The sequence below is a fragment of the Actinoalloteichus caeruleus DSM 43889 genome, from assembly GCF_000429185.2.
Lineage (GTDB): Bacteria > Actinomycetota > Actinomycetes > Mycobacteriales > Pseudonocardiaceae > Actinoalloteichus_B > Actinoalloteichus_B caeruleus.
Map to the genome: position 1 here is coordinate 2,261,996 of NZ_AUBJ02000001.1, position 21,196 is coordinate 2,283,191.

The following is a 21,196-nucleotide window of genomic DNA, read 5'->3' on the forward strand; positions in this document are numbered from 1 at the left end:
AGGTCATGCGAGCAGCGGTGATTGACGTACCCGGAACCGTCCGTGTGGGGGAGGTGCCGGATCCGACACCGACTCCCGACCAGATCGTCGTGAAGGTCGAAGCCTGCGGGATCTGCGGCACCGACCTGCACATCGCGGACGGTGAGTTCCCGCCCTCGCCCTACCCGCTGGTCCCCGGCCACGAGTTCGCCGGCGAGGTCGTCGAGGTCGGTTCCGGCGTGGCCACCGGGATCACGGTCGGCGACCGGGTCGCCGTCGACCCGTCCCTGTTCTGCGGCTACTGCACCCCCTGCCGGGCCGGGCACGGCAACCTCTGCGCCAACTGGGGCGCCACCGGTGACACGGTCAACGGCGCCTTCGCCGAGTTCGTGGCCGTGCCGGCCGACACCGCGTACACGCTGGCCGAGACGACCAGCTACGCCGACGGCGCGCTCGTCGAACCGCTGTCCTGCGCGGTGCACGGCGTGCGCACCCTGGGCGTCGAGGTCGGGGAACGCATCCTCGTGGTCGGCACCGGCACAATGGGCCTGCTGATCATCCAGCTGCTCACCCGCGCCGGCGCGCGGGTGTACGCGGTGGACCGCAACACCGCCCGCCTGCCGATGGCCGAGCGGCACGGAGCCGTGGCCACGGCCACCAGCATCGAGGAGCTGGACACCGCTCCCTTCGACGCCGCCGTGGACGTGACCGGCGCGCCGCCGGCCATCGAGGGCGCCTTCGACGCGCTCCGCCGGGGCGGCCGGCTCCAGATCTTCGGCGTGGCGGCGGATACCGCCCGGATCAGCCTCTCCCCGTTCCGCATCTACAACGACGAGATCCGCATCGTCGGTTCGATGGCGGTGCTGCACAGCTTCGGCGCCGCGCTGAACCTGATCGAGTCCGGTCTGATCGACACCACCGGGCTGGTCAGCCACACCCTGCCGCTGTCGTCCTTCCCGTCGGCGCTGGAGATGGTGCGCGCCGGGACCGGCCTGAAGGTGCAGGTCTCCCCCACGCTGCTCGACCAGGACCAGACCACCGGTTCCTGACCCCGCCCCGCCCCTCGATCCGCTACCACGTCCTTCCGGGAGGACACCGATGTCCATCTCCGAACGCCGTTCGCCGGGCCGCCGAGGCCCGGCGCGCGTCGTCGCGGCCTTACTCACGGTCCCGGTGCTGCTGGGAGCCTGCGCTGGCGCCGGCGACCTCGGCAGTTCCGGCGACCGAACCCGCCTGACGGTCGCGATCGTGGCGAACCCGCAGATGGAGGACGCGATGACGTTGTCCTCCCAGTTCCGGGCCGCCAACCCTGACATCGACCCGGTGTTCGTCAGCCTGCCCGAGAACGAGGCGCGCGCCAAGATCACGGCGTCCGTCGCGACCGGCGGCAGCGAGTACGACATCGTGATGATCAGCAACTACGAGACGCAGATGTGGGCGGAGAACGGCTGGTTGGTAAACCTCCAGCCCTACATCGACGACAACCCCGAGTACGACGACGCGGACTTCATCCCCACGATCCGCGAGTCGCTGTCCTACGAGGGCGACATGTACTCGGTGCCCTTCTACGGCGAGTCGTCGTTCCTGGTGTACCGGGAGGACCTCTTCGAGGAGGCCGGGCTGGAGATGCCCGAGCAGCCGACGTGGGAGGAGATCGCCGAGTTCGCCAGCGTGCTGGACGACCCGGCCAACGGCCGGTCGGGCATCTGCCTGCGCGGGCTGGCCGGCTGGGGCGAGAACCTCGCCCCGCTCGGCACGGTCATCCACACCTTCGGCGGCCGGTGGTTCGACGAGGAGTGGAACGCGGCCCTGGACTCCCCGGAGACCGCCGCCGCCGTCCAGTTCTACGTCGACCTGGTGCGCGAGCACGGCCAGCCCGGCGCGGCCACCAGCGGCTACACCGACTGCCTGACCCGGTACAGCCAGGGCCAGACGGCCATGTGGTACGACGCGACCGCCATGGTCAGCGCCGTGGAGGACCCCTCGGAGAGCCTGGTCGCCGGGCAGAGCGGCTACGCGCCGGCCCCGGTCCAGGAGACCGACGGCGCGGGCTGGCTGTACTCCTGGTCGCTGAGCATCCCGGAGACCTCGGAGCACAAGGACGAGGCGTGGCGGTTCATCCAGTGGGTGACCGACAAGGACTACCAGCGGCTGGTCGGTGAGGAGCTGGGCTGGTCCCGGGTCCCGCCGGGCGCGCGGCTGTCCACCTACGAGATCCCCGAGTACTCGGAGGTCGCCGGCGCGTTCGCCGAACCGACCCTGGAGGCGCTGGCCAGCGGCGACGAGAGCAACCCGACGACGCTGCCCATCCCCTACGAGGGGATCCAGTTCGTCCGGATCCCGGAGTTCCAGGACCTGGGGACCCGCGTGGGTCAGCAGATCTCCGCCGCCGTCGCCGGTTCGGTGACGGTCGAGGAGGCCCTGGAGCAGTCCCAGCGGTACGCCGAGACCGTCGGCCAGACCTATCAGGGATGAGGTGTCGCTGGTGAGCACGGTGCAGACGGCGGAGAGACCAACTCCCGCCCCCGCGAGCATGACCCCGGAGATGAAGAAGGCCGTCCGGCGGACCGGGTGGGTGCGGCGCGCCCCCCTGATGCCGGCGCTGATCTTCGCGATCCTGGTGACGCAGCTCCCGTTCCTGCTGACGATCTTCTACTCGTTGCAGTCCTGGAACCTGGTGCGCCCGGGTTCCTCGGAGTTCGTCGGCCTGGCCAACTACGTCAACGTCTTCGCTGACAGCACCTTCCGGGGTGCGGCGCTGCGGACGATCCTCATCACCGGCGGCTGCGTACTGATCGCGATGCTGTTCGGTGTGCTGCTGGCGATCCTGCTCGACCGGCCCTTCCGGGGTCGGGGCGTGGTGCGGACCCTGCTGATCACCCCGTTCCTGGTGATGCCGGTGGCCGGGGCGCTGCTGTGGAAGACGACGATCTTCGACCCGCTGTTCGGGCTGCTGAACTTCGTCCTCAGCCCGTTCGGCGTGGACAGCGTGGCCTGGGTGTCGCAGTACCCGATGGCCGCGGTGATCACGGCCCTGGTGTGGCAGTGGACGCCGTTCATGATGCTGCTGGTCCTCGCCGGGCTCCAGAGCCAGGGCAAGGACGTGCTGGAGGCGTCGGCCACGGACGGTGCGAACCGCTGGCAGACCTTCCGCTGGGTGACGTTGCCGCACCTGCGGCGCTACATCGAGCTGGGTCTGCTCCTCGGTTCGATCTACGTGGTCAACACCTTCGACACCATCTACATGATGACCCAGGGCGGGCCGGGGACGTCCACGACGAACCTGCCCTTCTACCTCTACCAGCGGGCCTTCCTGGGCTTCGACGTCGGCCAGGCGGCGGCGCTGGGTGTGGTCACCGTGATCGGCACGATCATCGTCGCGACGGTGGCCATGCGGCTGATCTTCCGCAGCTTCTCCCGGGAGGACTCGTGAACGCATCGACCGAGTTGACGAGCGGACCGCGCCCGGCGGAGTCGAGGTCGGGCGCGCCGGCGGGCCGGCGCAAGCAGACCGGCTCGCAGCGGGCGGGTGGCATCGCGCTGACCACGCTCACCTGGGTGCTGGGGCTGGCGTTCTTCTTCCCGGTGCTGTGGATGGCGTTGACCGGGTTCAAGTCGGAGGCGGAGGCCTACAGCGACCCGCCGACGCTGTTCTTCGTCCCGACGTTGGAGCAGTACCGCAGCGTGTTCGACCGGGGGGTGCTGCCCTACCTGCTGAACTCGGTGTGGGCCACGCTGATCTCGGCGATCCTGGTGATCGTGCTGGCCACCCCGGCGGCGTACGCGCTGTCGATCAAGCCGGTCAAGCGCACCCAGGACGTGCTGTTCTTCTTCATCTCCACCAAGATGCTGCCGGTGGCGGCGGTCATCGTGCCGCTGTACGTCGCGGCGCAGCAGCTGTCGCTGGCGGACAACATCTGGACGCTGGTGATCCTCTACACGGCGATGAACCTGCCGATCGCGGTGTGGATGATGCGGTCCTTCTTCATGGAGGTGCCGAAGGAGATGTTGGAGGCGGCCCGGGTCGACGGGGCGACGCTCCCGCAGATGTTGCGCCAGGTCCTGATGCCGGTGGTGCTGCCGGGGGTGGCCGCGACGGCACTCATCTGCCTCATCTTCTCCTGGAATGAATTTTTCTTCGCCGTGAACCTGACGGCGGCCCGCGCCGCCACCGTGCCGGTGTTCCTGGTGGGCTTCATCACCAGTGAGGGCCTGTACTGGGCGCAGCTGTCGGCGGCGGCCACCCTGGCCTCGCTCCCGGTCATCCTCGCCGGCTGGGCCGCGCAGAAGCAGCTGGTGCGCGGTCTGTCGATGGGTGCGGTGAAGTGATCGGCCGTCACCGCGCGGTTCCCGCCGCGCGGTGACCTCGGACCCACTGAGCCCGTGCCGGCGTGCTCAGTGGTCCGACGCCCCCACCGGGATTCCCTGGTGGGTGCGGCGTCGGAGGAACGCCCCGGCGTGGCCGCCTCGCGCGGATCACGCCGGGGCGTTCGCACGTTCCGGGGTCCTTCCGAGGACGGCCCCGGGGTGGCGGTGCTCCCCCGACCACCGTCGAGGCCCGCCGGGTCGCCGTTGTCCCGCCGGGATGACCGGGCGCGGTCCGCTCCTGGCCCGGGGAGGGGCGGTCCGCACCGGGACGGGCGGTGTCCGGGCTCCGGGTACGGCGCTGGCCGTCGCCAGCTCCCGGTTTCGGCGGGCGCACCCGACCACCCGGGTGGACGCGGCCGCGCCCTGGCCCAGGCGCGGCGGGCGGTGCCCCTCAGCCCGCCGACGGGTCCGAGGAGGTCGTGCCGGAGGAGCGTGAACCCTCCCCGTCGGCCGGTCCCCGCCGGGACGGGGAAGCCCGTCCCGCGCCACGGCCCCGCGCGTGGGTGATCCAGCACTGGACGGCGATCACCACGCCGAGCAGGGCACCGAGCACGGCCGGCCAGTGCGTCCCGCCGCCCTCTGGGCGGTCCACGACGGCGCTCACCGCGAAGATGACCGCGCTGGCGGCGGCCGCGACGCCGGCCACGGCGAGGACGCGCTGGATCCAGGCTGGCGGGTGGGGTGCGGCCACGTGCTCACTCCAGGTGGTGTCGTCCTCGGGCCCAGGGCCTGGTGACGCCGGGCCAGCGGCCTTCGGTGCCTCGCGCGTGGACCTCGTCTCGGGAGACCGGCGGGGGTGGTGATCACGATACGCCGCCGGTGGCACCGCCCGTCCCGGGCGCGTCCGGCGGCGGGCGACGGTGGCTCGGCTGGGACGGCCCTGGGGCGGCGACATCGCCGGGCGGGGACTCCTCGGGGGAATCCGGGCCGGTCCGGTGCCCGGGGCGAGCGCGGTCACCCGGCCGGCGGCCCGAGCTCCTCCGCTCCCGAACGGCGGCGTTCCACCGCACCCAGTGGGCCACCGCCGACACGGCGAAGAGCGATCCGGTGGCGACGAACCACCCGTTGATCTCGCCGTTCTCCCGGTGGTGCAGGACAACGGCGACGGTGAACAGCAGGGCGGTGACGGTGTTGAGGACGGCGTTGATGACCAGGAGCCGGGGGCTCCACGGGGTACGACGACGTGGGGGCACTCCTCACCTCCCCGCCTCGCCGGCGTTCCGCCGGATCACCTCTTCCCGGCCGCGCATCCGCTCGTCGTCGCGGCGCATCTTCCGCCAGGCTCGTGAGCGCACCCAGGTGGTGCAGCCGAACGCCGCTGCCAGGGCGATCAGCCACGGCGCCGGCAGCTCCAGCAGTTCCCGGAGCCTGCCACCGTCGTGGACGGCGACCAGGGCGCCGATCAGCGCGAAGGCCACCACCAACCCCACGCCGGCCAGGACCCTGGCGCGGCGCGAGCGGAGGCGGGGCGGTGGGACATCGGTCTCGGACATGCGACACACTCCCGTCCGTGGGTTCGGCCAGTCACGGGCCGGGCGCGGCGGTCGCCGCCGATCTCCCGGAGCGCCCGGTGCGCGCCGAGCCCGTGGTGGTGGTCTCCCGAGGGGCGCGGCGCGGCCGTCGAACCCGGCACGCGCCACACCCGGAGCGGTTCAGCGGTCGACGTCGACGATGATCCGGTTGCCGAGCACCCGGAGCTCGTACTCGTTCTCGCCGTCGGTGCCGACGACGAACTCGAAGGTGCCGTTGGGATCGGCGAACAGGGTGGCGCTGGCGACCGTGGCGAGACCGCCGGCCGGCATGTCGAAGTTGGTGGGGTTCGCGCTCTCCAGGATGAGGGGGCGGTCGGCGATGCCGATGACCCGGATGAAGTCGGTGCCGGCCGGCGGGGCGTGGAGCCGGTCGTCGTCCGCGTTGGGCGGGTTCACGTTGGACACGGCCCGCACGTTCGTCAGGGTGACGCCGCCGTGGAACTCGGCCACCACCCGGTCGAAGTCGGGGTGGGCCCCCGCGCGGAACTCCACGCTCCCGGTCTCCACCGCCGTTCCCCTGCCGTCCGAGGCGGCCGGGGCCACCCCGTGGGGACCGCTCGCCGGGACGGCGTCCACCCCGCCCGGCGCCGGGGCGCCGCCGGCCTGGTCGGGTTCCGCCGTCGCGCAGGCGGTCGTCGCCGCGGCCAGGGCGAGGCCGCTGATCAGGGCACCCAGTCGTCTTCGCACAACACACCACCGTTCGTCGTCGTTGATCTTCGTCGTGTGTTCCAGGTACCCCGGCTGGTCGCGGTGTACACCCGGCCGCCGGGGGTTCGTGGTGGGGGCGGGGGCACCGGACGTTGCCCGGCGCCTGCCGTGCTCCCCGTGGGGGGTTCCGAGGCCCCCGCTACTGGTGGCCTCAGTCCTCGGCCCGGTAGCCGAGCCCGCCGTCCGCGTCGGACAACCGGAGCTGGTCGCCGCTGGTCTCGAACTCGACCTCGCCGCCGAGGGTGCTCAGCACGCGGTCGTCCTGGCGCTGGGCGAACTCGTCGTCGCAGGTCGCCTCCTCCGGCTCCAGGTCGACCACCTCCACTCGCCCGTCCGCCTCGCGCCAGGTGCCGGTGAACGCCCGGCAGCCGGTGGAGCCGGTGAAGGTGCCGTCGGCGGCGAAGCGGAGCGTGGCCGGGTCGCTGTGGGTGGAGGAGGCCGTCTCGCCGGTGATGACGGAGCCGAGGAGCCAGTCGGTGCCCACCAGCTCGGCGTCGGGGACCTCCGGCACGACCTCGAAGCGCAGTTCGACCTGCGATCCGGTCAGCACCAACGCGTCCCCGTCGCGGTGGGCCCCGCCGACCGCGGACAGGGCGGCGAGGTAGGTCATCTCCAGGTCCATCGTCGGCCCGTCGCAGCCCCGGGCCGTCACGCCGTCGAGGTTGATCCGGACACCGCCGTCGGCCGCGTCGACGGCCCCCGTGTAGAGGTTGCAGGCGGCGGTCCCGCGCACCTCGCCGTCGACCACGGAGAGGCTGACCGGGTCGGCGTCGTCGAGGTCGAACGGTCCCTCGGCCCCGGTGCCCGCGACCAGTGCCCACTCCCCCTCGAGCGCCGAGGACGCGCCAGGTTCGTGGCCACAACCGACCGCTCCGGCCAGGACCACGGCGAGGAGGGCGGTGACAGTGCGGCGTCGAACCATGATGACCTTTCCTTCGGGCGGCTGTGCCCCGAGGACGGGGGACGCCTCGGCGTGGGTTGCACGTCGGGAACGACGGGAACGGCACACCGCCCGACCCCGGTGGTTGGTGACCGGGACACGACGGCGGTCGGGTGTGCGGTTCCGGGTGGGGGTCAGGGCTTCGAACACCTCGGGTGGCGGGCCGTGCCGCCGCCAGGGTCGACGGAGCGATCACAACGCCATCCACCTCGCCCGCGTTCCCGGCGAACCGTCCCGTGCTCTGGGCCGGGGAGATCGGCCGGTCTCGCGGGTGGCGGGCGGCTCGGGGCGTCAGTGCTCGGTCCGGTAGACGAGCCCGCCGTCCGCACCGGACAGCCGGAGCCGGTCGCCGTCGATCTCGACCTCGACACCGCCGTCGAGGATGCTCCACACGCGGTCGTCCTGGCGTCGGGTGGCGTCGTGGTCGCAGAGCGGCTCCTCGGGCTCCAGCTCCGCCAGTTCCAGGTCCGCCACCTCCACTCGACCGGCCTCCTCACGCCAGGTGCCGGTGAACCACCGGCAGCCGGTGGAGCCGGTGAGGGTGCCGTCGCCGGCGAACGAGAGCGTGACCGCCGGGTCACCTCGGGTGGAGGAGGCCGACTCGCTGGCGGAGGAGCCAGTTCCGCCGGTGACGACGGTGTCCAGGACCCAGTCGGTGCCCACCAGCGGGGTGTCGGCGAGCTCCGGGACGGGCTCGAACCGCAGCTCGACGTCCGTCCCGGTCAGCACCAACGCGTCCCCGTCGTGGCGGGCCCGCCCGACCGCGGACAGGGCGGCGAGGTAGGTCATCTCCAGGTCCATCACCGGCTGTTCGCAGCCCATCTCCGTCCACTCGGGGGAGGGGAAACTGATGCCGTCGCCCACCGCGTGGAAGGGCCCGCCGTAGAGGTTGCAGGCCGCCTTCCCCGTCGCCTCCCCGTCGGTGACGGTGAGGGTGACCGGGTAGTGGTCGAGCACGTCCACCGGCCCGTCGGCGGTGCTCCCCCCGACCAGCTGCCACTCCCCCTCCAGGGCGGCGAGCCCCGTCCTCGGGGCAGCGACGTCGATCGCTGGGGAATCCGCGCCGGTCGCGGCGGGGCCGGGGTCCTGGCCGCACCCGGCCATCGCGGACAGAACCGCGGCGAGGAGGACGGGGAACACGAAGCGTCGAGTCATCATGACCATCCCTGGAAGCGGTTGTGCTCCGAGGACGGGGCCCCGGACGGCGCGGGTTGCACGTCGGGGCAGCGGGGAGGGCACACCATCCGTGGCCGGGTGGCCGGGTGGCCGGGTGGCCGGGTGGCCGGGTGGCCGGGACACGGGTGGCACGGCGGGCGGGTGCTCGGTTCGGCCGGGGCGTGGGGCGGCCCCTCGTCAGGCGCTGGAACCGCCCCCGTGATCGCTGTCCACGAGGGACGCGCGCCTTCCCACGCGCCCTGTGGGGTGCGGTCCACGGCCGGGACTGCGGGACTTCCGACGGCGGGGCACCGGAGCGGCGGGTGGCCGCATGCCGCGTGCCTTCCGGAGTGCCGTTGGGCGGGCTCGCGAGGAGTGGGACGAGGCTGGCGGTGGGGGCGCCGGGTTCGAGCCAGGCCAGGGTGGTCACGCGGGCAGAGGCAGCCACGTCCGCCCGTCCACTCGACGGCACCTCCCTTCATGGATGCACGTTGGATACATTCCTGTTGGTCACGTCCGTCCGCGCGGCCCGGCCGCGCCGCCTGTGAGGAGCCGCCCATGAGCCAGACCACCGCCAGCGCCCTGCGCCACCGGGTGACGCACGGTCCGCTGCTCGCGGTCCCCGGCGCGGCCAACGCGCTGGCCGCCCGCGTCATCGAGGACCGGGGGTTCGAGGCCGTCTACGTCACCGGTGCCGGGCTGGCCAACACCTACCTCGGCGTCCCGGACATCGGGCTGGTGACCCTCACCGAACTGGTCTCCCACGTGGCGGCCATCCGGGACGCGGTCTCCGTCCCGCTCGTGGTGGACGCCGACACCGGGTTCGGCAACGCGGTGAACGTGACCAGGACGGTCCGGCTGCTCGAACGCGCCGGCGCCGACGCCATCCAGCTGGAGGACCAGGCCGCGCCCAAGCGGTGCGGGCACTTCGACGGCAAGGAACTCGTCCCGGCCCAGGAGATGGTGGGGCGGGTCCGGGCGGCGGTCGACGCCCGCCGGGACGATGACCTGCTGGTGATCGCCCGCACCGACGCCAGGGCCGTCGAGGGCTGGGACGCCGCTTTGGACCGCGCCCACCGGTACGTCGAGGCCGGGGCGGACATGATCTTCGTCGAGGCGCCGAGGACGGAGGAGGAGGTGCGAGCGCTGCCCTCCGCGCTGCCCGTGCCGCAGGTGGTCAACCTGGTGGAGGGCGGCCGCACCCCGCTCCTCCCGCTGTCGGAGTTGGGTGGTTTCCGGATCGCGCTGTTCGCCAACGTCGCCCTCCAGGCGGCGGTGCGGGGGATGTCGACGGCCCTGGACCGGCTGCGGGAGACGGGCTCCCTCGCGGAGGTGGCCGACCAGCTGGCTCCGTGGAGCGAACGGCAGCGGCTGGTCGGGAAACCCGCCTACGACGAGCTGTCCGCCCGCTACGCGGCCCCGGCCGATCCGGCGGGCTGAGCATCCTCGACCGGGACGACCGCGCCTCCCCGGTCAGGGCGACGAGGTCTCCTCGGCGGCGTCGGAGTAGTGGTCCCGCACCACCCGTTCGATGGCGGCGGCCGCGTTCCCCCGCAGCGAGGACATGCTGAAGTAGATGTCCCCGCCGACCTCGGGGTGTCGCCGGTTGAGCGTCAGGTGCTCGCTCAACTCGGCGTCGTCCCAGGCCGGCGAGCTGCCCACCTTGTAGGCGGCCTGCCCGATGTGGAGGCCGACACCGGTGCCGGCGACCAGCTCGGACCACCACGGGACGAGGACGCCGTAGTCGGCGGCGGCGTGCCCGATCTCCCAGTACACCTGCGGGGCGACGTAGTCGACCCAGCCTTCCGTCACCCAGGTGCGGCTGTCGGCGTAGACGGCGTCGTAGGACTCCAGGCCGCTGGTGCGGGAGCCCCGGTCGTCGGTGGAGGCGTTGCGCCAGATCCCGAAGGGGCTGACCCCGAAGTCCACCTCGGGTTTCGCCGCCCTGACCCGCTCCCCCATCTCCCGGACCAGCCGGTTGACGTTGTCCCGCCGCCAGTCTGCGACCGAGGAGAAGTCCCCACCGTGCTCGGCGAAGGTGTCCCCGTCGGGGATCTGCTGCCCCGCCACCGGGTAGGGGTAGAAGTAGTCGTCGAAGTGGGCCCCGTCGACGTCGTAGCGTTCGACGGCGTCCATCATGGCGTCCTGCACGAACTCCCGGACCGCCGGGACACCGGGGTCGTAGTAGAGCTGCCCGCCGTAGCTGAACACCCAGTCCGGGTTCCGCCGGGCCGGGTGGTCGGGGCTGAGCCTGTTCGGATCGGCCTGGGTGCTGACCCGGTAGGGGTTGAACCAGGCGTGGAACTCCAGGCCGCGCTGGTGCGCCTGTTCCACCAGGTACTCCAGCGGGTCGTACCCCGGGTCGCCGCCCTGGGTCCCGGTGAGCCACTGCGACCACGGCTCGTACTCGGAGGGCCAGAACGCGTCGGCGGTGGGGCGTACCTGGACGAAGACCGCGTTGAGCCGGAGCTCGACGGCCCGGTCGAGCAGGGCGTCGTACTCGGCGCGTTGTGCCTCGGGGGTCAGCCCGGTCCTGCTGGGCCAGTCGATGTTGGACACGCTGGAGATCCACACGCCACGCAACTGTTCCTCCTCGTTGGCCGTGGCCGTCGGCGGCGACTCCGCCTCGGCGCTCGGCGTCGTCGGCACGACGGAGGACCAGGCCAGCAGCAGGCCGAGGACACCGGCACCGAGAACGCGTGGCCGGCGACGGGAACGTTCCTGTCGGGTGAACACCTTCACCTCGCACTGTGCGCTCGCTGGTGGGACGGAGGTCGGTGCCCGACCTCGTCACCCTGACGACGGTTACTTTCCCCTTCTCCGTCGACAATGGCGGAGATCGACGCGCACGCACCGGCTTCCGTCGCAGCACCACCCGTTCGGCGGTCAGCGCATCCGGCGTGAACGCCACCATCGGGGCGGGTCGCGCTTGCGCGGCGCGCTCACTTCCGGCGGGCCGTGTCCTCCCGGAGGAGGCGGCAGCCGCGCACCGTCGGTCGCAACCGAGAACATCGGCCCTGCGGTGTTCCGACCCGCGATCCATCCCGCGAGGCCGCCACCAACCTGGTTCCAGGCCACATTCCGTGACACCATCTCGTCGGCGACATGCGAGGCGAGAACCGTGGGGAACACTCGCGAACATCTCGACCGCACGGCTCCGCGAACAGCCAGTCCTCACTCGCGAACAACCGGTGAACCGCCGGCTGGGGGTCGCCCTGATGAGAACTGCCCACAGCGCCCCGAGTAGACCCGCGAGTGGGACGAACCTAGCCCGCTGCCGGATCGGCCGCCGACTGCCAGGCGACGTTGAGCGGGCGTTTGCCGGTGTCGAGGAACTCGACCAGAGCATCGGCGACGGTCTCGACGGCGATCTCGCAGTGCGGCGGGAACTCGTCGGTCTCGTACAGGACCGGCCGTTCGGGACCATCGCCGCGACTGTAGAGATGAACGGGCTCGGAGCCGTGGCCATCGTCACCACGGTATGAGAGGGCTCCTCGGGCTCCATGGATGCCGGCGATGACCGAGTGATCCGGCATGGTGAGATAACCGCTCGGGGCGCCGTCATCGGGAATCGCCGTGTCGACACGGGGGCGCGCGGTGTGGGTCAGGATCGCATCACTCACCACTTCCTCGGCGAGTGTCGTCACGAAGGCGGTGACGTCGTCACCGGTCGCGAGTTCAACGACCTTCTCGACTGGCGCCTGGCCGGGCTCGTGGACCCAGTACTGCGCTTGGAGTGTCACGACGTGCGCTTCCCTTCGTACCGGTACGGACGCCCGGTGGGGCCGTAGACGATGAGTGTGGCATCGGGTGGCAGAAAGTATTTCAAGAACCGGTGGCAGCTGACGTTGGTCACGGGGTCGATACCGCACGGGTCCTTGCCGATCACGATCGCACGCGTCTCGCCCGCCCTCATGGACGAAGCCTCTTTGATCTCGATGTGGCGCGCGATGTCCGGCACGAAACCGCCGCGCGCGAGACCGAGGGCGCGGGCCTTCTCCACGGCTGCGGTATAGGCGGGGTCAGCCCGCCCCGACTCCAGTCGTGTCCCGCTGGACAGCGCCGTATCGCCATCCTTTTGATCATCCAATCGCCAACCTCGAAGCTGCCTACCGTATGGCCACGGGTCATCCAGCTTGGCCCGGTACCTCGACACCCGTGCGGCGACGTCATCCACTCGCTTCGGCGGCGACGTGCTGGTTCGCCGAGTCAGCGGCGACTCCGCCTGCTCACCGTGCTCGGCGAGCCATTCCCTGGTACGCACCAGGGCGGCCTCGACGAGCTCGTCCACCCGCTCAAGACCGCGGCGACACTCCGCAGCGCCACTCGCGCGGTCAGCAAATCTCGGTTCGCCGTCCCCTTCGTGAGTTCAGCGAAGGCCGGTGTCACCCTGTCCGATACGCGGGTGCGAGCCTCCTTGACCGCGCCCGAAGGCAAGCGATCCATCACGCCACGCAAGCGCTCGACGACCTCGCTCAACGCCGCCATGACAGCCTGAAGTTTCCCGAGGTAGGACCCGATCGCCACCCGAATTTCCTCAAGGCCGGAGTTGATCGTCTCCAGCTCCGACAACGCGGCGCGTATGGCGGAAGGCGCTGCCTTGGCGGCAGGGTGTCGGCTCCCACGCCACGCCTCACTCATGTCGGCCAATGCGGCCTCCACGCTCTCACGTATCGCGCTGACCTCGCCGACGGGCAACAGCTCAGCGACCTCTGCCAACCCGGATCGCAACTCGCCAACTGACATGCCGCAAAGCCAGCACCACACGCCCGACATTTTTCAACCGCGCCGTCACAGATGCTCCGCCGGCGACCTCACGGAAACCGATTCCGCGTACCGTAGCCCGTTCCGTATCGGCGGAGTCGAACACAGCGTCGTCCACTCCCGCAAGGAAGGCCGACCACTCGCCGGCGTCGAAGCGCAGCTCGACATCCCCGGTCAAGGCCAGGTGGACGGGTACCGCCGGGTCGACGGGAACTCGTCCCGTTTCCCGAACTTCGACGGTTTCGGGTCCGCCCTCCTGGTCAACCCTTCCCTCGTCCTCGGCCGCCATGGTGGCGTAGGCGCTCCTTGCTGCCTCGGCGACCTCTCCTGGTGCCGTAACTCGTCGCTACCTGGCGTGGCCAGGGAGAGCAGCGGGTGTGCCCCGGTCAGCGGGACATTGCCAGCCGGGGCACGGGTCTCGCCGGTCGGTCAGAAGCGGTCGTGCTTCACGGCCGCGATGAAGGCAGCGAAGGCGTCACGATCAACGACGAGGGTGCCCGCGTCCCGGTTCTTCGTGTCCCGGTTCTTCGTGTCCCGGATACCCGCGATGCCTGGCGCGCCACCGACTTCGACGCAGCCGCCCTGGCCGCCGCTCGCACCGGCTTTGCGCCAGTTGGTGAGGGAAGGATGGGCCACCATGCTCCTCCTTGCTCATTCGCATCAGGCGATGAGGGCTCACCGGCCTTGGAGCTGGTCCACGGCAGGCTTCGAAAACAGACCGCCCTCGTTCGGCAGCCCCACGCTCGCCGGCAGTCCACCCATCGTGGCAGCCGAAGGCCACCCACCACCACCCGTAGGACACGGACACCACCGGGAGGAGCAGCGGCTACCGCCAGCAGCGCTCAACCCGCCCCAGGCGATGCCACCGGAACCGCGGACACGTCCTTCCACCGCACGCCGCCACCCAAGCCCACCCACCCCCCGAACGCCTGGAGCCCCCGCATCACGGGGGCTCCACCACATCCGAGGAACACTCAGAAGCGGTCGGACCTCACCGCCGCGATGAAGGCAGCGAAGGCGTCACGATCAACGACGAGGGTGCCCGCGTCCCGGTTCTTCGTGTCCCGGATACCCGCGATGCCTGGCGCGCCACCGACTTCGACGCAGTCGCCCTGGCTTCCGCTCGCCCGTGCCTTCCGCCACCCGGTGAGGCGGTCACGTGCCGTCATGGTGCCTGCCTTTCGTACTGGTCACGGTACGAGGCGATGACCTTGGCTGAGTCGTCCGGGGTCATCGCCACGGCGGACAGCGTAGCCAGCGCTTCCAGGTACACCGAGGTGTCGCTCCGCCTGTCGAGATACGTCCCAGTGGCCAGATGTTCGAGGTAGACAACTGGATCCGCGTCGGCGAACTCCAGGATCGTGCCCATCCCACGTCCGCCGATCATCCAACCGGGCTGTGGCCCGATCGCCTCCGGGATGACGCGCACGGTGGCGTGTGCGTGGTCGATGAGCAGGTCCAACTGATCAGCCATTACTGCCGGGCCACCCACAACCCGGCGGAACGCGACTTCGTCGAGGTAGGCCGTGTAGACGGGAGCATTCCGGGAACGCAGCAACGCCTGACGCCCCATCCGGGCGAGTACGAGGTCCGCCATCGGATATGGACCCGGGGTGGCAGCAACCATCGCTCGGGCGTAGTCCGCAGATTGGAGCAGGCCCGGCACGATGTCACTGATCTGCGTAATCCGAACTGCTTCGTTCTCGTAGCTGATGAGCGTGCCGAGTTGGCCGGGAAGCGAGGACGACGGGGTCCACGGTGACGCGGCAGGCAGATCCCGCGCCTGCTCGACCAGCGAGTCCCGCTCGTTGGGTGGCAGGCCCAACGCACCGGTGATGGTCGCGACGAGTTCGGGCGTGATGACGATTTCCGCCCGCTCGACGCGCTGCACCCACGTGTGGTGCGTACCCAACTGCCGCGCCAGCTCCCGGACTCCGACGCCGGCGTCTTCCCGTGCGTCACGAAGTGCCTGCCCCACGGCGCGGGCGCGAGGCGTCCGCAGCTTCGACATGCGTGATCGAGTCGTCGCCATGCGCAACATCGTAGCCGGATCACCTTACCCGATCAGGCGATTGTGCCGGCCCCTGGCGCACGTTTCACTTCAGTGGCACAAGGTGGCACATGCGCCACCTGGCTGGCACGAATGGAGTGCGCCATGTGGCAGATCGTTCACTCTCAGGCACTGTCCACTGTGGTCGTAGTCGGGATCGCGGTCCTGTTCGTCACGGTCGCCGTCCTCATTGGCTGGGAAGTCGAACGCACCGAAGCCCGCCACCGACCCGACCCCACACCACCAACCACCACCCCCAACGCCCCACGCCGATCCATCCCCGCCCGCGTCCTCCTCGCCACCCGCGCCCAGGACAGGCCCGGCACGCCGCCCGGAACCCCGAGGCGCGCCCGGCCGGGGACAGCGGCCCCCGACGCTGTCCCCCTCCCACGACCGGCCCCACCCCCTCCCCGGCGGGGCCGGCCCGGTACGGCGGCACACCACGCCGCCGCACCACCACCGCCGTCCCCCCTCCCGCACCACCACGGAGGACGACGGCAGGGAGCGGCGTTCCCCGGCGCCGTCTCCCCCCTCCCGCCAGCCCCCACCCCCGACGCGCTCCGGCGCGGGCGGCTGGCCCCGGGGGTGGTGGCCCCCGAGGCCACCACCCCCACCCTCCCCGCGTTCCCCGCACGTCCCGCCCTGGCCGGTGTCATCCCGCAGTGGACGGAGCCAGCACCGTGATCACCCCCACCAGCCGCACCACCCCACACCCCTGGTCAGCCACCGTCCCCGCCGTCGACCCGACCGGAGCGCTCACCACCCTCACCCTCGTCCTCGCCCCCGACCAGTCGACCGTCGTCCTGCTCGCCAACGGCACCCACACCCCCCTGGCACCCCCCGCCGCCCGCCACCTCGCCGCCGCCCTCCGAACACAACGCCGACTGCTCCTCACCCTCCACAGCGGACCCGCCTGCCGAACCCTGTCGGTCGCCCCCACCGCGACCCGGCCCACCCCCACCTCCGGGGCCAGGCTCACCCTCCGCTCGGCCTCCCAGATCGCCGCCCACTGGCCGCTCATCCTCGGCCCCGGCCCCGCGCGATCCCTCACCCGCCTGCTCGACGAGGCGGCCCACCACTGCCGGCGGGCACCCTCGGCCCACCGACCCTGACGGAGACGACCATGACCACCCCGCCATCGCACCTCACCCCCACCCCGACCCGGGCCTGCCGTGTCCGCGCCTACGCCCTCCCGGTCCGCGCCCGCCGGGTCCGCCCCTACCTCCCGGCCCGGCCATGACCACCCCCGGGACCGTGCTGCCCGGCACCGAGATCGGACGCATCCTGGCCTGGTGGCCCGCCGGCCACCAGACGACGACCCTGCGGGTGGAGGCCAGCCCGCTCGGTGTCGTCCTCCGCCCCGAGGACACCCCCACCGAACCGATGGGGATTCCCCCCGTCCAGGCCCGCCGCCTCGCCGGAGCACTCCTGGTGGCCCACGCCCACGCGGTGGCCACCGTCCTGACCACCGGGCCGGAGCTGGTGGCCTCGCTGATGGTCACCTCCCTGCCCGGTCTCGGGGGCAAGCTGCTCACCCTGGCCTGCTCCGGGCTGGAACCGCGGCGGTGGGCACTGCCCACCACCTGGCAGCCCACCCGCCCCGGGGATCCCCCGCTCACCCACCCGGAGGCCGCCGGCGCGCTCCTCGGCCACGCCGCCGGCCACCCACCAGCCGACCAGCACCCCTCCCCACCGCCCTGAACACACCGGAACCCGATGCCGGCCCACCGCCGACCACCACACCACGGTGGAGGCGGAGTCGGCACCGGCGGGCGGCCGTGCTCACCACACCCCGGCCGCTCCCCCGCGTCGGCGGACCGCGCCGCCCACGTCGACGGGTTCGCCCCGCCGGGCAGGGGCACGCCGGTGACAGCGCCAGCCGCACGGCGGTTTCCCTCGGTTCCCGCACCGACCGCGTTCCCACGTCCACCCGCTCCCGCCCCTGCGGGACGAACTCACCGGGCCGGTGCGGCGGGGCCGGCGGCCCGGTGTCTCGGCGGGCTCACGGCGAGGGCCAGACGACCGCCGCCGCGCCACCCCCCTGCCGGGTGGGCTCGGCGACGGCGACCAGCCGCCCGTCGGGCAGGAACTCGACGCCGCTGGCCATGCCGATGCCGCTGGTGGTGTCGAAGCGGTGGCCCCGGTCGAGGAGCCCGTCCACGGCGGGCAGGTCCACGAAGGTGGTCTCGGCGAGGGTGGTGGCGGTGTTCCGTTGGCTGGCGCGGGGGGCGGCGACGGCCTCCAACAGGGAGGCCTCCCGGTCAAGGCGTTGGGTGAGGATGCCCAGCACGGTGGTGATGATCGTGGTGCCGCCCGGGGAGCCGGTGGCCAGCAGGGGCTTCCCGTCGTGGAGCACGATCGTGGGGGCCATCGACGACCGGGGCCGCTTCCTCGGGCCCGGCAGGTTCGGGTCCGGCTCGCCCGGTGTCACCGGGGAGAAGGAGAAGTCGGTCAGCTCGTTGTTGAGCAGGAAACCCCGTCCCGGCACGACCATCCCGTTGCCGCCGGTCTGCTCGATGGTCAGGGTGTAGGAGACGACGTTGCCCCACCGGTCGGCGGTCGTCAGGTGCGTGGTGCTCATGCCCTCCCGGCCCGGTTCCACCTGGCCCCCGTCCGTCCCGCACGGCGTGCTGGCCCGGGGGTCGCCGGCGGGCACCGGGCTGGTCAGGGCCCGGTCAGGGGAGATCAGGCACGCCCGGTCGGCGGCGAAGGCGTCGGACAGCAGTTCCCCGGTGGGGACGTCGGTGAAATCGGGGTCGCCCACCCAGCGGTTGCGGTCGGCGAAGGCGACCCGGGAGGACTCCAGCAGCCAGTGCAGGTAGGAGGACTCGTCCATGCCGGCGAGGTCCACGGTCTCCAGGATGTTCAGCGCCTCCCCGACCGTCGTGCCGCCGGACCCGGGCGGGGCCATCCCGTACACCTCGTACCCCCGGTAGTCCAGCCTGGTCGAGGGCCGGTCGGGTGCGGTGTGGGCGGCCAGGTCGTCGGTGGTCATCCCGCCGGGTCGGACCACGCGGTCCGCCCCGGGGTCGACCTGGGGTTCGCGCACCGAGGACACGATGTCCTCGGCGATCTCGCCCTGGTAGAACGCCTCGACCCCGTGGGTCCCGAGGATCCGGTAGGTCTCGGCGAGGTCCGGGTTGCGCAGCACGGTGCCGATCTCCGGTGGCCGCCCGTCGGGCAGGAACAACTCCCGGGTGGCCGGGAACGCGGCGAACCGCTCCTGGTTGGCGGCGGTCTGGCGGTGGAAGTTCTCGTCGACGACGAACCCGCGCCGGGCCAGGATCTCGGCGGGCCTGAGCAGTTGGGCCAGGTCGCGGCTCCCCCAGCGGTCCAGGACCCGCTGCCAGGTCAGGGGGGTGCCGGGGACCCCGACGGAGAGGCCGCTGGTGACCGCCTCGTCGAAGGGGATCGGCTGCCCGTCCTCCAGGAACAGGTCCTCGCCGGCCGAGGCGGGGGCCGTTTCCCGGCCGTCGACGGTGTGCACCTCGCCGGTCGCGGCCTCGTAGTGCACGAGGAAGCCGCCACCACCGATCCCGTTGGAGTAGGGCTCGGTGACCCCGAGGGCCGCGGCGGTGGCGACGGCGGCGTCGACGGCGTTGCCACCCCGCCGCAGGACGGCCAGCCCGATCTCGGTGGCGTACTCGTCGGCGGAGGCGACCGCCCCGCCGTGCCCGACGGCCTCCGGTCGCTTCGGCGGCGGTGCGGCGGCTCGCGCCCCGACCTCGGGTTCACCGGCCGCCGGGACCACCGCCACCGCGGCGACCGCCGCGGCGGTGGCCAGCACCGCGACCGTCCGGAAGCTCCGACGCATGCGCCCACCTCCCTGAGGTCCGACCGGCCGCGCCGATCGGGGGTGTCCGGATCGGACCACCGGCACCCGTGGACCTCTCATGGTCACAGCTCGTGTCCCAACGCGCACCCGTCAGCCAACGGATCACCTGCTTCACCCCGAGGAGTGAGACGGTGGCCGCGCACCGTCGGGCGCCGGCTCCGGGCGCACCCCACCCGTTGGCGCCGTGGCATGGCCCGCTCGCGGGGCCCCGCTCCGCCCGTCGGAGCCGGACCCGCGTCGCGGTCGCGCACGATCGGCCCCCGCCCCAGGAGCCCAGGACGCACCGGAGGGCAGGCTCCCGGCCGGCGCTCCTCCGCTGCCGGCCGCCCGCCCGTCCCCCGGCGGCGTCCTCCCGGGCACCGCGAGGACATCCGGGGCCGCCTCGGCGCTCACTCCCGCCGGGGCTCGGGCACCGACGATGCCGGGACGGCTCCCGCCGCCGGGACACCGTTCTCCCGGACCTCCTCGCACCGCAGGCCCTCGACGCCCTCGACCAGGGCCGGCTCGTCCACCCGTCGAACGTCGACGTCCCGCAGCGCCACGCCGCGCACCGGGGCGTCCGAACGGCCCCGGATCTCCAGCGACCGGCCGGCCCGTTCCACGGTGAGACCGTGGATCCCCACGCCGAGCACGGCCGGTCGGGCACCCCGGGTCCAGCCGGCTCCCCCCTCGTCGGCCACGATCCGCACCACCGCGCCGTCGACGGTGTCCACGTCCACATCGCGGACGTGGACCTCGCCGACCGTCCGGCCGGCCCGGGACCCACCCCGCACCCGCAGGGCGGTATCGGTCCGGGATCCGCTCACCCGCAGCCCGGACAGGAACACCTGCTGGGCACCGGCGCCCACCACCACCGCCTCCCGGGCGCCACGCAGGGCGCAGTCCTCGACGAGGACCTCCGAACTCGGGACGTCGGGGTGCCGCCCGTCCTCGCCCTGCCCCCCGAGCACCGCCAACGCGCGCTCCGAGGCGTCGAGGTCGCAGCCGCGCACCCGGACCCGCCGGCTGGACTCGACGGCGCAGCCCACCCCGTCGGGGCCGGTGGCGCGGACCGCCACGTGCTGGACGAGCACGTTCTCACAGGACACCGGGTTCACCGCGGCCATCGGCGCGTTGAGCACGGTGACGCCGTCGATGACCACGTTGCGGCACCGGTAGGGCTGGACGAACTGGGGCCGCAGCGCGTCCCGCGCACCGAAGACCCGCTCGCTGACCCGGACCCCGCGTTCGGCCAGGGAACGCAACCGTTCCCTGGCGGCGGCCTCCGAGGGGTCCCCCTGGCGCCACCCGTGCTCGGGCAGCCCCGTCCACGGCCACCAGTGCCGCTCGTCGGCGCCACCGTCGAGGACACCGCCGCCGCTGACGCCGACGTTGCGCTGCCGGTGCGCGTACACCAGCGGCGAGGGCCCCACCAGGTCGAGACCGCCCCAACGACCTCGCACCCCCGGCAGGTAGGCGGCCGGGTCCCGGCTGAACGCCACCGTCGCCTCGTCGGAGACGTACAGGTTCACGTTGCTGAGCAGGTGGACCGGGCCGGTCAGGAACCGGCCGGCCGGCACCACCACGTGCCCGCCGCCCGCCTGCGCGCACAGCCGGATCGCGGCGCGGATCGCGGCCGTGCAGTCACGTTCACCGTCCCCGACCGCGCCGAACTCGGTGACGTCGAGGAACCGGTTGGGGAACCTCGGGGGACGCACCCGGTCCCGGAGCCGGTCCGCCCTGCCCCACGGTCCGACCGGGGCGGCGACCAGCGGACGGGCGGGACCGTCCTCGCCGCACGGCGTGCCGGCGTGGGGACGACCGGCACGCCGATCCGGTTCACGTCGACTGTGGACGGAAGTCATGGGAAGCCTCCTCGGGGGCCG

General features: G+C 72.4%; 22 protein-coding genes. 7 read left to right on the plus strand and 15 right to left on the minus strand.

What is annotated here, in order from left to right:
• The first annotated feature begins 5 nt into the window (after window positions 1-5).
• The 4 genes from G443_RS07955 (at window position 6) to G443_RS07970 (ending at window position 4,308) form a co-directional block, all read left to right on the plus strand.
• Window positions 6-1,028, plus strand: a complete 1,023-nt coding sequence (locus G443_RS07955; protein WP_026420759.1) for a zinc-dependent alcohol dehydrogenase family protein — start codon at window positions 6-8, stop codon at window positions 1,026-1,028.
• Between the two features lie 49 nt (window positions 1,029-1,077).
• Window positions 1,078-2,454: an ABC transporter substrate-binding protein gene (locus tag G443_RS07960; protein ID WP_026420758.1), complete on the plus strand. Its 1,377-nt coding sequence runs from the start codon at window positions 1,078-1,080 to the stop codon at window positions 2,452-2,454.
• 58 nt (window positions 2,455-2,512) lie between these two features.
• Entirely contained in the window at window positions 2,513-3,412 is a 900-nt protein-coding gene (locus G443_RS07965; protein WP_051314449.1) for a carbohydrate ABC transporter permease, read from the plus strand.
• A 101-nt stretch (window positions 3,413-3,513) separates the two neighbouring features.
• A complete protein-coding gene (locus G443_RS07970) occupies window positions 3,514-4,308 on the plus strand; it encodes a carbohydrate ABC transporter permease (protein ID WP_103056942.1) in 795 nt (264 codons plus the stop codon).
• 430 nt (window positions 4,309-4,738) lie between these two features.
• On the opposite strand, the gene G443_RS07975 is transcribed toward G443_RS07970, so the two are convergent.
• From G443_RS07975 to G443_RS08000, 6 genes are all read right to left on the minus strand, one after another.
• On the minus strand, window positions 4,739-5,038 hold the full coding sequence (locus tag G443_RS07975) for a hypothetical protein (RefSeq protein ID WP_026420755.1): 300 nt from the start codon (window positions 5,036-5,038) through the stop codon (window positions 4,739-4,741).
• Between the two features lie 112 nt (window positions 5,039-5,150).
• Window positions 5,151-5,540: a hypothetical protein gene (locus tag G443_RS07980; RefSeq protein WP_026420754.1), complete on the minus strand. Its 390-nt coding sequence runs from the start codon at window positions 5,538-5,540 to the stop codon at window positions 5,151-5,153.
• Window positions 5,541-5,543: 3 nt separating this feature from the next.
• Window positions 5,544-5,840: a CrcB family protein gene (locus tag G443_RS07985; RefSeq protein WP_026420753.1), complete on the minus strand. Its 297-nt coding sequence runs from the start codon at window positions 5,838-5,840 to the stop codon at window positions 5,544-5,546.
• Window positions 5,841-5,999: 159 nt separating this feature from the next.
• Window positions 6,000-6,566 (minus strand): AMIN-like domain-containing (lipo)protein, encoded by a 567-nt coding sequence (locus G443_RS07990; protein ID WP_026420752.1) that lies wholly within the window; start codon window positions 6,564-6,566, stop codon window positions 6,000-6,002.
• 172 nt (window positions 6,567-6,738) lie between these two features.
• Window positions 6,739-7,509, minus strand: a complete 771-nt coding sequence (locus G443_RS07995) for an META domain-containing protein (RefSeq protein WP_026420751.1) — start codon at window positions 7,507-7,509, stop codon at window positions 6,739-6,741.
• A gap of 309 nt (window positions 7,510-7,818) precedes the next feature.
• Window positions 7,819-8,682: an META domain-containing protein gene (locus G443_RS08000; RefSeq protein ID WP_162147347.1), complete on the minus strand. Its 864-nt coding sequence runs from the start codon at window positions 8,680-8,682 to the stop codon at window positions 7,819-7,821.
• A 558-nt stretch (window positions 8,683-9,240) separates the two neighbouring features.
• On the opposite strand from G443_RS08000, the gene G443_RS08005 reads away from it, so the two are divergent.
• Entirely contained in the window at window positions 9,241-10,122 is an 882-nt protein-coding gene (locus G443_RS08005) for an isocitrate lyase/PEP mutase family protein (RefSeq protein ID WP_026420749.1), read from the plus strand.
• 33 nt (window positions 10,123-10,155) lie between these two features.
• Here G443_RS08005 and G443_RS08010 read toward each other — a convergent pair whose 3' ends face one another.
• From G443_RS08010 to G443_RS08040, 7 genes are all read right to left on the minus strand, one after another.
• Window positions 10,156-11,418 (minus strand): glycoside hydrolase family 10-like protein, encoded by a 1,263-nt coding sequence (locus G443_RS08010; RefSeq protein WP_026420748.1) that lies wholly within the window; start codon window positions 11,416-11,418, stop codon window positions 10,156-10,158.
• A 530-nt stretch (window positions 11,419-11,948) separates the two neighbouring features.
• Window positions 11,949-12,425 (minus strand): Imm1 family immunity protein, encoded by a 477-nt coding sequence (locus G443_RS08015; protein ID WP_016698851.1) that lies wholly within the window; start codon window positions 12,423-12,425, stop codon window positions 11,949-11,951.
• On the minus strand, window positions 12,422-12,973 hold the full coding sequence (locus G443_RS25400; protein ID WP_081715764.1) for a DddA-like double-stranded DNA deaminase toxin: 552 nt from the start codon (window positions 12,971-12,973) through the stop codon (window positions 12,422-12,424). Before G443_RS25400 ends, G443_RS08015 begins: the two co-directional genes overlap by 4 nt.
• A 411-nt stretch (window positions 12,974-13,384) precedes the next feature.
• Window positions 13,385-13,735 (minus strand): hypothetical protein, encoded by a 351-nt coding sequence (locus G443_RS08025; RefSeq protein WP_155886283.1) that lies wholly within the window; start codon window positions 13,733-13,735, stop codon window positions 13,385-13,387.
• A 140-nt stretch (window positions 13,736-13,875) separates the two neighbouring features.
• Complete coding sequence (locus G443_RS08030) at window positions 13,876-14,085, minus strand: DUF397 domain-containing protein (RefSeq protein WP_026420746.1); 210 nt, start codon at window positions 14,083-14,085, stop codon at window positions 13,876-13,878.
• Between the two features lie 335 nt (window positions 14,086-14,420).
• Entirely contained in the window at window positions 14,421-14,615 is a 195-nt protein-coding gene (locus G443_RS08035; RefSeq protein WP_016698855.1) for a DUF397 domain-containing protein, read from the minus strand.
• Entirely contained in the window at window positions 14,612-15,478 is an 867-nt protein-coding gene (locus G443_RS08040) for a helix-turn-helix domain-containing protein (RefSeq protein WP_162147346.1), read from the minus strand. The genes G443_RS08035 and G443_RS08040 overlap by 4 nt, the downstream gene beginning before the upstream one ends.
• A 680-nt stretch (window positions 15,479-16,158) precedes the next feature.
• Between G443_RS08040 and G443_RS08045 the strand changes: the two genes are divergently transcribed.
• Window positions 16,159-16,608: a hypothetical protein gene (locus tag G443_RS08045; protein WP_253860316.1), complete on the plus strand. Its 450-nt coding sequence runs from the start codon at window positions 16,159-16,161 to the stop codon at window positions 16,606-16,608.
• A gap of 124 nt (window positions 16,609-16,732) precedes the next feature.
• Complete coding sequence (locus G443_RS08050; RefSeq protein WP_026420743.1) at window positions 16,733-17,197, plus strand: hypothetical protein; 465 nt, start codon at window positions 16,733-16,735, stop codon at window positions 17,195-17,197.
• 301 nt (window positions 17,198-17,498) lie between these two features.
• Here G443_RS08050 and ggt read toward each other — a convergent pair whose 3' ends face one another.
• The gene (ggt, locus tag G443_RS08055; RefSeq protein WP_026420742.1) at window positions 17,499-19,310 is read right to left on the minus strand and encodes a gamma-glutamyltransferase; all 1,812 of its coding nucleotides are present in this window, start codon (window positions 19,308-19,310) and stop codon (window positions 17,499-17,501) included.
• Between the two features lie 410 nt (window positions 19,311-19,720).
• On the minus strand, window positions 19,721-21,175 hold the full coding sequence (locus G443_RS24965; RefSeq protein WP_051314447.1) for a glycoside hydrolase family 28 protein: 1,455 nt from the start codon (window positions 21,173-21,175) through the stop codon (window positions 19,721-19,723).
• Window positions 21,176-21,196: the final 21 nt, after the last annotated feature.